8 protein-coding genes and 4 pseudogenes are annotated in these 11,677 nt (G+C 41.1%); 8 read left to right on the top strand and 4 right to left on the bottom strand.

Annotated elements, in window-relative coordinates; genetic code table 11:
• Positions 1–35: 35 nt before the first annotated feature.
• Positions 36–542: pseudogene (locus H8S88_RS09925) on the bottom strand (transposase); the annotation flags it as partial.
• On the opposite strand from H8S88_RS09925, the pseudogene H8S88_RS01855 reads away from it, so the two are divergent.
• Both H8S88_RS01855 and H8S88_RS01860 read left to right on the top strand, forming a co-directional pair.
• Positions 542–1,147, top strand: a pseudogene (locus H8S88_RS01855) (VOC family protein); the annotation flags it as partial. The pseudogenes H8S88_RS09925 and H8S88_RS01855 sit on opposite strands and share 1 nt — an antisense overlap.
• A gap of 86 nt (positions 1,148–1,233) precedes the next feature.
• On the top strand, positions 1,234–1,491 hold the full coding sequence (locus H8S88_RS01860; RefSeq protein ID WP_048689573.1) for a metal-sensitive transcriptional regulator: 258 nt from the start codon (positions 1,234–1,236) through the stop codon (positions 1,489–1,491).
• 94 nt (positions 1,492–1,585) lie between these two features.
• Here the strand turns inward: H8S88_RS01860 and H8S88_RS01865 are convergent, their stop codons facing one another.
• Entirely contained in the window at positions 1,586–1,891 is a 306-nt protein-coding gene (locus H8S88_RS01865) for a rhodanese-like domain-containing protein (protein ID WP_048789591.1), read from the bottom strand.
• Positions 1,892–2,184: 293 nt separating this feature from the next.
• On the opposite strand from H8S88_RS01865, the pseudogene H8S88_RS01870 reads away from it, so the two are divergent.
• Positions 2,185–2,291: pseudogene (locus tag H8S88_RS01870) on the top strand (IS30 family transposase); the annotation flags it as partial.
• Positions 2,280–2,834, top strand: a pseudogene (locus H8S88_RS09930) (transposase); the annotation flags it as partial. The pseudogenes H8S88_RS01870 and H8S88_RS09930, both read left to right, overlap by 12 nt.
• 81 nt (positions 2,835–2,915) lie before the next feature.
• On the opposite strand, the gene nt5e reads toward H8S88_RS09930, so the two are convergent.
• On the bottom strand, positions 2,916–5,084 hold the full coding sequence (nt5e, locus tag H8S88_RS01885; RefSeq protein ID WP_125334755.1) for a cell surface ecto-5'-nucleotidase Nt5e: 2,169 nt from the start codon (positions 5,082–5,084) through the stop codon (positions 2,916–2,918).
• Positions 5,085–5,249: 165 nt separating this feature from the next.
• The gene (locus H8S88_RS01890) at positions 5,250–5,810 is read right to left on the bottom strand and encodes a TetR/AcrR family transcriptional regulator (RefSeq protein ID WP_048789594.1); all 561 of its coding nucleotides are present in this window, start codon (positions 5,808–5,810) and stop codon (positions 5,250–5,252) included.
• Positions 5,811–6,354: 544 nt separating this feature from the next.
• Here H8S88_RS01890 and H8S88_RS01895 point away from each other — a divergent pair.
• From H8S88_RS01895 to H8S88_RS01910, 4 genes are all read left to right on the top strand, one after another.
• A complete protein-coding gene (locus H8S88_RS01895; protein WP_048789595.1) occupies positions 6,355–7,056 on the top strand; it encodes an ABC transporter ATP-binding protein in 702 nt (233 codons plus the stop codon).
• An 11-nt stretch (positions 7,057–7,067) separates the two neighbouring features.
• Positions 7,068–9,785, top strand: coding sequence for an FtsX-like permease family protein (locus tag H8S88_RS01900; RefSeq protein ID WP_125334753.1), 2,718 nt, complete (start codon positions 7,068–7,070; stop codon positions 9,783–9,785).
• A gap of 69 nt (positions 9,786–9,854) precedes the next feature.
• Complete coding sequence (locus H8S88_RS01905) at positions 9,855–10,697, top strand: metallophosphoesterase family protein (protein ID WP_048789597.1); 843 nt, start codon at positions 9,855–9,857, stop codon at positions 10,695–10,697.
• Between the two features lie 143 nt (positions 10,698–10,840).
• Positions 10,841–11,290: an Rrf2 family transcriptional regulator gene (locus tag H8S88_RS01910; protein WP_048789598.1), complete on the top strand. Its 450-nt coding sequence runs from the start codon at positions 10,841–10,843 to the stop codon at positions 11,288–11,290.
• The last annotated feature ends 387 nt before the right edge of the window (positions 11,291–11,677 follow it).

An 11,677-nucleotide genomic window follows, 5' to 3' on the forward strand; every position in this document is an offset into this window, starting at 1 on the left:
AAGCTAGAGATTTCCAATTGTGGAACTCTAGCTTTTTAATTTTGAGCCATTCTCTTATTGTATTTGAGGAGGTTATTGGCCATGAGAACCAATCCCATGTCAATTTTAACCTGTCATTTGCCTCTTAGATTACATCTCTTGTAACCCAAACAAGCCTTTGTCTGCCCAAAGACAGGTTCCACATCAACCTTGCGTTGGGCAAAGATGTGACTGCCTTCGACAGATAAAAGCGCTTGGCTTTCTTTTACTTTTAGGAGCTGATACCTCTCATTCACATAGAGCCCCTTTTGTGAAGCCAAGTCAGCTTGTTCTGCCTTATAAACCCTAATTTCCTGTCTAAAATCTGTTGAGGTATGGTAGTGTTTGAGGGGATCAAACTGCTATACCCAACTCTCTGGATGGGTGTAGGTATCTGTTGTTTCATCGTAAGTCTAATTATTCAAATTCCTATCAGATTCTTTGTATTTTTTCTTCTGTTCCTTGTCAAAAAGATTATATTTAATCAAATGCTCAATACCCATCCTATCCAAGTTGATAAGATCTGGCAAATATTTTTAAATGCTTGTTAGACCTAAAGGTTCCACTAGTTGGCGGAGCTGATCATGGCTATAGTGAAGCTGTCTATCTAGAAGATTTAGAGGGCAATGGCATTGAACTCAACAGAGACAAGCCTGTGAACGAGTGGGATATTCGTGAGGATGGTCGAATTACTGGGATCACAGAAGAGCTGTCTGCGCAAGATATCTATGAATTAGGCAAAGAACTTGATCCTTTTGTGATCGCAGAAGGCACTCGCATGGGCCATGTTTACCTATCTGTTAAAAATAGCAGAGAGGCATGTGCATTTTATCAAGAGTCTCTAGGTCTTGAGGATAAATTCACGATTCCACATGTCAGTTGGATAGCATCAGGGAATTATCACCATCATCTAGCAGTAAATGAATGGGGTGGTAAAAACTTAGCTCCTCGTGAGAATGGAATGGTAGGTCTTGCCTACTATTTGGTTGAAGTTGAGAATAAAGAGTTTTTGGTCAATTTGCTTACGCAAGCTCAGGATAGGCAAGGGCAACTTCAATGGATTTCCTCTTCTGAATTCTCCGTTACAGATAAAGACGGTATTGTTACGAGAGTCAGAGTGGAGAACTAGAAGTCTTTGTCTTTAAGATAAGTGCTCCTTTTGACAAAGGACTGTATTAGAGATATAATGTAGAAAAATCGTTTTAGGATAAAGATATGACAAGATCAAAGTACATTACACGCCTCAAACGCTCAGAAGGTCAATTGCGAGGTATTCAAAAAATGATGGAGGAAGAGCGTGATTGTATTGATATCATTACTCAATTAACAGCAGTGCGGTCCAGTGTTGATCGTATTATTGAACTGATGATAACGGAGAATTTAACAACTTGTATTAACGACCCTTTAGAGGATCCTCAAGCACAGAAGGAAAGATTGGAAAAGGCGGTTAAATACTTGATTAAACGCAAGTAATAAAAAACATACGTTTCTCTTAAATAGTGAACAAATGATTAAAAGAGCAGTTGGTTTTCTTGAAATAAGACCAATTGCTCTTTTTGATTTTTATTTATTCAACATCACCAGGCCAAGCGCTCATACCACCTCGGACGTTGATAACATCATAGCCTTTTTTCTTGAGCTTTTTAGCAGCGATCTTGCTTCGAACACCGGAATGACAAATGACATAAAGTGTTTCATTTGTCGCAGGTGTGTAAGCTCCGATTTCGGTTAGAGGAACATTCTTGGCGTTTTTGATATGGCCTCTACGGAATTCCGTAGGCGTCCGCACATCCAGTAGCTGAATTGGTTCCTTGAGTTTAGCTTCTAATTCGCTGGTAGAAATACTATCAATTTTTGTAAATAAGTGAAACATAGGCACCTCCGATATACCCTTACGGGGTATATTAAACCACTAAGCAACGCTTTTGTCAAGTAAGTTGAATTGATTAGTATTGTTTCTTTTTCAGTATACAAGATGCCAACTTACAAACTAAAGAGTTGGTTGATAGGTTAATGAATAGAACCTGTCTTATTTATTCAACAACTACTTGTCTAGAAAATTACCTTTTCTGAAAACAGACCACATGCCCTGTTGTAAAATGAAGTGCAACACAAAAGACATGTTCATCTGATATACTAGAGTTGCGAAAAACAGTATAAAGGAAGATGAACATGTCTGCTAATTATCCTACTACAAATCAATCCTACAAGCACTTATCTGAAGCTGAACGAGGGAAATTGAAGCTTATTTAAGCGTAGGACTCAAACCTGCTTACAACCTACAAATCGCTACTGAAAATCAGTTCGTCCTTCACGATGACATCTATCAAAATCCAACAGATACCAGAACGCTGTTGCCTTTTTTAGAAACCTATCCACATGAGTTAAAAAGAGCTGTCGCCGATGCGGGATACGGTAGCGTGGAGATTCTTCTTACCTTGGATAGGATGGGTATTGAGCATTTGATTAAATATAGTCTTTTTGACAAGGAACAGAAGAAAAATACAAAGAATCTGATAGGAATTTGGATAATTGGACTTACGATGAAACAACTGATACCTACACCCATCCAGAGAGTTGGGTATACCAGTTTGATCACCTCAAACATAGGCATAGCACAACAGGTTTTAGACAGGAAAATATGGTTTATAAGGCAGAACAAGCTGACTTGGCTCTATAAAAGGGGCTCTATGTGAATGAGAGGTATCAGCTCTTAAAAGTAAAAGAAATCCAAGCGTCAGGTAAAAAATGACATGGGATTAGTACTCATGGCCAATAATCTCCTCAAATACAATAAGAAAACTACTCAAAATTAAAAAGCTAGAGGTCCATAATTGGAAATCTCTAGCTTTTTTGTGGCTGAGAACAATGTTGTTCCAGACTATTTTTTACAGTGACTATTCGTTTTCTTCTTTTTTCTTAAGACCAAAGAAGGCTAGGATGGATGTCAACAGAGCGAGCATATAGATAGCAGGAGAGTCGGCTGTTCCTGTTTCTGGTAGGCTTGTAGCTGCTGGTTTAAATGTTTTTGCTGAGGTGAAGGACAGGTGATGGTTGTTGGCTTTGATCTGTGTATCGTCCTTAGCAGATGTAAAAGTATTCTTTGTTTGGCTAGCTAGTTGATTAGGAGAATTCGTACCAACTAGAGCTGGAATATATGTTTGATCCATTTTACCGGTAGATGGGATAACTGGTTGGTTATTGCTTCCTGGGTAGGACTTTGGATTAGCAGGATCTGTTCCTTGTTTGATTTCCTCAATATCTGCCACACCATCTCCATCTGTATCTTTGCTAGCAGAAATAGAAATGGTACGAGAATTTGGATTGATGGTTGCATAGGCTGTGAGATCTGACTTAGCAAGGTAATCTGCAAAGGCAACGTCCATGGAAGGACCTTCCTCACGAGCTCCACCTAACATGGTGTAGCCATCCCCACCTGCTGCTAAGAAGTCATTAGTAGTCAAGTAATAATCTTTAGCAAGGTTGAGCGGTTCATATTGACCAGTTTCTGGGTTTTTAATTTCGATATAGAGGACGCGTTTTTCAGCTGGTAGGGTTGTATCGTAATAAACTTTTGCTCCAGAGACTTGGAGGAAGCCACCGCTTGGTTCAAGAAGGGGTTGACCGTTTTCGTCAAGAACCGTTTTGCCATCTTTTTCTTGTAAAATGGATCCAAGAGATTTAGCAAACATATCAGCAATATTCTGACCAGTTACTTTAATTTGAGAGATGGTATTCCCAAATGGAAGAACAGCAATGACGCTTCCTTTGGTGATTGGCTTGTCTTTGGCGATGGTTTCGCGTAAGCCGCCACCGTTGGTTACAGCAAGGTCTGTCTTATGGCTAAAACCAGTTTGTCCATATTCATAGAGGGCATCTGCCACGACATTTCCTAGGTTAGTTTCACGGACACGGACATTTTCCCGTTGACCGTTTAGTTCTACCGGACTATTGTCACGAACGATTTTTGCATTCTCAGCATCGTACTGTTCCTTGATTTTTTGGACCATGGCAGCTACTTTGGCATTTGGCACGACATTTTTTGTTGAAGCAGCTGAAATTTGTTGAGGGTTACCAAGCAATTGGTTGGCTTGGTAGGTGATTTTACCGATATTGTTCAGGTAGCTACCGGTTTGGTTATAGGTGACATTGTCTCCGTAAGTGGTTGATTGAACAGTATGGGAATGCCCATCAATAACGGTGACGCGTTTTCCTTTCAGTTTTGAGTTTTTAGAAAGTTCTTCAGCTAAGGTAGATCCTCGCCATTCGATTGGTGTAGTAGTATCTACTCCCAAGTGAGCAAGGACAACATAGTTTTTATAAGTCTTGCCTTCAGCAGTCGCGCGTGCCTCAATTTCATCGATGACCTTGTTTACTTCTGAAATAGGATCTGTAAAGGTTACACCTTGGACATTCTTAGGGTGAGTTTTAGTGGCTGTTTCAGGCGTTGTCACCCCGATGACGACAAACTCATCCCCAACGACATTCTTATCTTTATCGACGATGGTGGAAGCCTCAAATAAGCGAGCACCGTTGATGTAGGTGTTGGAGCTGAGAAGTGGGAAGTTCAAGATTTCTTTGTATTTCTTAGCCTCATCCAAACCAAAATCGAACTCATGGTTTCCGACTGCCATAGCATCGTAGCCAATTTCGTTCAAAATTTTAGCTCGTTCTTCCCCTTTTGAACTATTTGAAATCGGTAGTCCTTGGAAGGCATCTCCAGCATCTACGACCAAAGTAGATGGATTTTTCGCACGTTCTTCATCGATGACTGCGGCTAATTTAGCATCACCAATCACACCCTTTTCTTCGACGATCCGACCATGGACATCGTTGGTATGAAGGATATTTGCTTCAGGCAAGTCAGCTGAGCTCTCTGTAGCGCCTTCTGAAGTAGCTGTATTAGCTTCTGTTGAAGCAGGACTAGCAGCATCTGTAGCATTTGTGGAAGCAGCAGCTACTTCAAGGTTAGTTTCTGGAGCTGTTTGCTCATCTGCAACTACCTGAGAAGCTAGGAAGGCAGGAGCAAGCAATAAGATCGGCAAAAGAAGTTTCTTCTTTTTCATAAACGGTCCTCATTTCTATTTTATTGCATACTAAATATTATAGCTAAAAAGGAAAGAAAAGGAAAACGTTTTCTGATAGTTGGGCAAATAATCTTGTGAGTGCGTTGAGGTTCCAGCTAGTTGCTCTTATCCATAAAAAAAGAAAACTTTCGTTTTCTCATTTTCTTATTCTGTTATGGGTTGGTTCCAAGTGGTAAAGTCAGTCACACTTAACACGACTGTCGCGATTTCGATCGGCTCTTCTTTTGCACCAGTTGACAACCATTTTGTGATTACGGCTTCAATCGTAGCTGCAAAAATCTCAACAGCATACTTATAAGGAACTTGGAATTTATTAACCAAGTGGTCTTTGGCGTGTGGAGTATCGTCAAGAAGTTGCAGGGTGAAATTTTTCATTAGAAAATGAAATTCTTGGTAATCCATCTGCATCAAGGCATAGATAAAGTCATAATTATCTTGAATATATTGAAGTGAGGCAAGAAAATTTGCTCGATTGACGGTGCTTGTAGCGAAAAGTTCTCCCAACTCGCCTAAGAGTTCAGATTTAAGCTGGTTGAACATATCTTGTTTGTCTACATAATGAAGGTAAAAGGTACCTCGATTAATGCCGGCTTCCTTTGTTAGTTGGCTAATTGTAAGGCTTTCAAGTGATTGTTCAAGAAGCAGGCGTGATAGGGCGCTTCGGATAGCATTTTTAGAATTCGTTTTTCTCTTTTTTCGGGTCATAGTTCCTCCTTTATCATGTATTTGGTATAAATGATTGTTCACTAATCATCATATTATACAGAAATCAAATTTATTCATCAACAGAATAAAATTTTAGTATCATTCTATAAGTCTAAATGGCTTGAAATCAGGTCTTATTCTTATACTATAAAAGCCATTTTGGAAGGATTATAAAATTTTTTCCCAGATCTACTTTCAAAGGGGCTATTATATAAAAATGAAAGAAAAACTTGAAATATCAGTTATTTAAACGATCATTACAATTCATACTTATTTGTTATTATATCACAAACTAAGGAGAGGAGGGCAGATGATGCTTGGAGATTTCTATATCAGGAACTAGATAAGATCAAGCTTTTTCCTTGTCTATTTTTGCATAGAAAAGTATTAGTTTGTTGGATGGCTTTATTCATAAAATAGAGGAAATGCATCCCTCACAAATTTCTTGTTTTTTAGTCGTTTTAAGGGATTGATTGTACTTGGTCTTCCGGTAAAAAAGGACTATAATAAAGATAGGAACTTGTGTTTAAGTGGGAGATAAGATATGGCTTATATTGAGATGAAACATAGTTACAAGCGCTATCCGTCAGGAGAAACTGACATCATTGCCAATAAAGATGTTACTTTTGAAATTGAGAAAGGCGAATTGGTCATCATTTTGGGGGCATCAGGCGCAGGAAAATCAACAGTCCTCAATATTTTGGGAGGTATGGATAGCAATGATGAAGGGGAGGTACTAGTGGATGGGAAAGCCATCTCAAGCTTCTCCTCGCACCAACGAACGGATTATCGCAGAAATGATGTTGGCTTTGTCTTCCAGTTTTATAATCTCATCCCTAATTTGACAGCCAAGGAAAATGTTGAGCTGGCTTCTGAAATTGTTTCTGATGCCTTAGACCCTGAACAAGTCTTGAGAGAGGTTGGATTGGGTGAGCGTTTGAACAACTTCCCAGCCCAGCTATCTGGTGGGGAACAACAACGGGTAGCCATTGCGCGCGCAGTGGCGAAGAACCCTAAGATTCTCCTTTGTGATGAACCAACAGGGGCTTTAGACTACCAAACCGGTAAACAGGTTTTAAAGATTCTTCAGGACATGTCTCGTAAAAAAGGGGCAACAGTGATTATCGTCACCCATAATGCTTCTTTAGCGCCAATAGCCGATCGTGTCATTCAGATGCATGATGCCCAAGTAAAATCGGTGACCATCCATAACACTCCACTAGATATTGATAGCCTAGAGTATTAGGGAGGTTGTTCATGAAGCGAAAAGTATATTGGAAAGATCTATGTCATTCCTTTACCAGTTCCAAAGGGCGCTTTTTGTCCATTTTAACGCTGATGATGCTGGGTAGCTTAGCCCTGGTCGGTTTAAAAGTAACGACTCCAAATATGCATCGGACTGCCCAGCGCTTTATAGACAAACAAGAAATGTTGGACCTAGCTGTCATGGGAGATCTTGGTTTGGATAAGACTGACCAAGAAGAGCTACAAGGATTGACGGGGGCCAGCTTGGAGTTTTCCTACCTGACAGATGTGACGCTTGACGGAAAGGACGAAGCTGTTCGACTGTTTTCCATTCCAGAAACCATCTCACGCTTTCAGCTGGCTTCAGGACGGCTTCCGCAGAAGGAAGATGAGGTCGCTCTAGCAGCGTTTTGGAAAGATCGTTACCAGATTGGGGATCAGCTAAGGATACATGAAAAAGCTGGAAGTCCATCTGTTTTAAAGACAAAAAACTATCGAATTGTTGGCTTTGTAAAGTCTGCTGAGATGTGGTCCGAAAAAGACTTGGGACAAGCTAGGAGTGGGAGTGGTTCCTTGGATGCCTATGGCGTCCTCTCAAAAGAAGCCTTTACTAGTCCTGTTTATAGCCTTGCTCGGATTCGGTTTGATGATTTGAGGGGGTTCAATCCATTCTCAACCAGCTATCAAGATCGTCTGGCCTCCCATCAAAAGGACCTGAAAAAACTCTTAGCTGGAAATGGTCAGGAGCGCTATCGAAAGCTACAGGCTGATGGGAAACAAAAGATCCAAAAAGGGCGAGAAGAACTTGATGCTGCAAATAAACAGTTAGCAGACGCACGCGAAAAGGCAGGTCAAGCACAGACACAATTGACGGAGCAATCCAATAATCTGAATCAACTATCTACACTCTTGCCCAAGGAAGAATTAGAAGCAAGACGACTCGAGTTGGCAGAAGCTCAAAAGCAACTAGATTATCAATTGGTCAACATTCAGACAGGTGAATCGGAACTAGCAACTAAACAGAAGGACCTGGAAAAGGCCAAGGAAGATCTGAAAAATCTAGAGCAACCAAACTATCATGTCTATGATCGAAAAACCATTCCAGGTGGCCAGGGTTACCTCATGTATAGTAATGCCAGTGCCAGTATCTCCGCCGTAGGCAATCTATTTCCTGTGGTACTCTACGCAGTCGCTGCCATGGTCACGTTCACGACCATGACTCGTTTTGTTGATGAAGAACGGAGCCATGCGGGCTTGTTCAAAGCCTTGGGCTATCGAACGAAAGATATCTTAGCAAAGTTTCTCTTGTATGGCTTGGTTGCTGGAACTGTTGGGACAGGCATCGGAACTCTTCTCGGTCATTATGTTTTATCAGGAACCATTTCACAAATTATCACTCAGGGGATGGTCGTGGGTACTAGTCAACAGTATTTTTATGGGTCCTATAGCTTATTAGCCTTGGGGCTCTCCCTTCTTTCTAGCGTCTTTCCAGCTTATCTAGTCGCTAAGAGAGAGTTGAAGGAAGAAGCCAGTCACCTCCTTCTTCCAAAACCGCCAGTTTCCGGATCCAGTATTTTGCTCGAACGCCTTCCGTTTTTGTGGAAACGTTTGAGTTTCACCCAAAAGGTGACTGCTAGAAATATTTTTCGCTACAAACAGCGGATGGTGATGACCATATTTGGTGTTGCTGGTTCGGTTGCTCTTCTCTTTGCGGGTCTTGGTATTCAATCCTCAGTCGGTGGTGTGCCCCAACGTCAGTTTGGGGAAATCCTCAAGTATGATATGATTCTCTCGACCAAATCCAGTCTGACAGACGAAGAGGAAGAATCCTTGAAGAAGCGCTTGAAGCAAGCAGATATTAAAGAGACAGAAGCCATTTTTACAAAACAAGTGGAGGCTTCTTATCCATCAGGACGTGGAAAACAAAGCATGACCTTGATGGTGTCCTCTAAAGACAGCTTGGAACCCTTTATCAGTCTTCGCTCAGAAGAGGGAAGAATCGACCTATCCAATGGGGCGGTGATTACCAGTAAATTAGCGCAGCTGGCCAAGGTGGGAGTTGGGGATGATTTGTGGATAGATGGCCATAAGATTAGAGTGGCTGCGATTACCGAAAATTATGTAGGCCATTTTGTCTATATGAATCAAGCGACCTATCAGAAAACCTATGGAAAAAGCGCTAATATGAATGCCTATTTGGTCCGATTACAGTCTTCTTCTCAGCAGTTCGTCCAGAAGGTCAGTCGGGACATGATGGAAGAAGGGGCGGTGCTTGCTGTTACGCAAAATACTTCCTTGATTTCTCTCTTCAGTTCTGTGGCACAATCATTGAATAAGACCATGATGATTTTAGTTCTGGTATCTATTTTGCTAGCGATGGTTATTTTGTATAATTTGACCAATATCAATGTGGCAGAACGAATCCGTGAGTTATCCACCATTAAGGTATTAGGTTTTCATCATCAAGAAGTCACCCTTTATATTTATCGAGAAACCATCCTCTTGTCTCTTGTAGGGATAGGATTGGGTTTGCTAGGAGGTTTTTATCTCCATCGCTTCTTGATTGCCATGATCGCCCCAGATGCCATTCTCTTCTATCCGCGGGTAGCCCTTGGTGTCTATCTTTATCCTATCGCTGGCGTCATTCTGATCCTAGCTAGCTTAGGAATCTTGGTTAATCATCATCTTCGTAAGGTAGACATGCTGGAGGCTTTGAAATCTGTTGAATAAAAAAAGAAACTTCTACCCTAGGGTGGAAGTTTTTTAGAGCTTTGGTATAATGAGAGAAGGAGAAGAGACATGACAAAAATTGCTTTGCTTTCGGATATACATGGGAATACAACTGCTTTAGAGGCTGTGCTTGAAGATGCCAAGCGGGCAGGTGTAGAAGAATACTGGTTATTAGGGGATGTCCTTATGCCGGGGACTGGTAGACGACATCTTTTGAACCTACTTGAAGAATTGCCTATCACCGTACAGATTTTAGGAAATTGGGAAGATAGCTTGTGGCGAGCGATGAAGGGGATGCTGGATCCATCAAGGGCTAGTCACCGTTATTTGATGCGCCATTGTCAGTATATCTTAGAAGAAATTCGTCCAGAAGAAATAGAGGCCATGCAAAGTCTGCCCATGCAAGTGCATCGGGAAATTTCCGGCTTAAGAGTGGGCATCACCCATCATCTGCCAGACAAAAACTGGGGACGCGAATTGATCCATATAGGAGACCAGAAAGATTTTGATCGCCTCGTAACCAATCCCCCTTGTGATCTAGCAGTCTATGGTCATATCCACCAACAATTTTTCCGATATGGAAGTGGTGGAGAGCTCATCTTGAACCCGGGTTCCATCGGTCAACCCTTCTTTTTGCAAGCCAATCTTCGAAAGGATCTCCGGGCCATGTATGCTATTCTAGAGTTTGATGAATCGGGTTTGAAAGATGTTGCCTTTCGGCGGGTGTCCTATGACATTGAGAAAGAACTCCAACTCGCTAAGGATCTGAAACTCCCTTACTTCCAAGTTTACTATGAAAGTTTAGTCAATGGGATCCACCATACCCATAATCATGAGCTTCTACATGAAATAGCCCAGCGAGAGGGACACAATGTAGAAGTAGACGCATGGTTGAGAGATTTTTTCAACTAGTGTAACAGTTGACATTACAACAAATAAGGGTATAATAGACTAAAAGAAAGAACTTTAACGTCGGAAGAGTAAATGTATCTAGTTACTGATGGCCTTAGATCCAGTTTAAGACATCCCTATCTAGATGGAAGAGAGGAGTATCCATGCAAATTTCAAGTCGTTTCACCATTGGAACCCATGTATTAGTCATGATTGCTTTAAAAGGAGATTGCACCAAGGTGACCAGTGATATGATTGCTGGCAGTGTTGGGGTGAACCCGGTCATTATTCGGAAAACCTTGTCTCAATTAAAAAAGGCAGGCTTGATCCATGTAGCGCGTGGAACAGGTGGGGCCGAGATGGCCAAAGAATTGGAAGCCATTAGTTTGTTAGATATCTACCAGGCGGTTGAGTGCCTTGGGAAGACTGGTCAATTATTTGGTTTCCACGAGCACCCAAATCCAGCTTGTCCGATTGGAAATAGCATCCATGGTGTCCTAGATGGGAAGCTGGAAGAGATTCAGTTAGCTATGGAAAAGGAAATGTCTCAGACCAGCCTCAAAGAAGTGGTGGAGCAAACCAAGAAACAAATGGAACTAGCAACCGTTTCTTGATTTGAGTCTGTAAGAAACTTGATGTAAAAAAGCCTTTCAGTATATACTGAAAGGCTTTTTTTTTGTTGAATGAAATGATTTAAAGTTTATCTAATTTTTATTTTTTAATAAATAAGACACTAACTAGAATAAATCCAATTACATAAATCCATGTCCAGTAACGATTAGGAATGAACATAAAGGAAGAACGATCGCGCAAAGCAATGCGTCGCCCTGTTTCCTCATCAATCATATACCGAACCTGATCGGAAACAATTTTTTTTTGTTAGCAAATAATTGACTGCTGCAGTAAGAATTCCCAACATACATCCTAAGATGATACTATCTGTACTCTTATTTACATTAAGATGCAGGAAGGAATAAATCATATTCGCCAAAACTCCTCCA

The sequence above is a fragment of the Streptococcus sp. GS001 genome, from assembly GCF_021595565.1.
GTDB lineage: Bacteria > Bacillota > Bacilli > Lactobacillales > Streptococcaceae > Streptococcus > Streptococcus xiaochunlingii.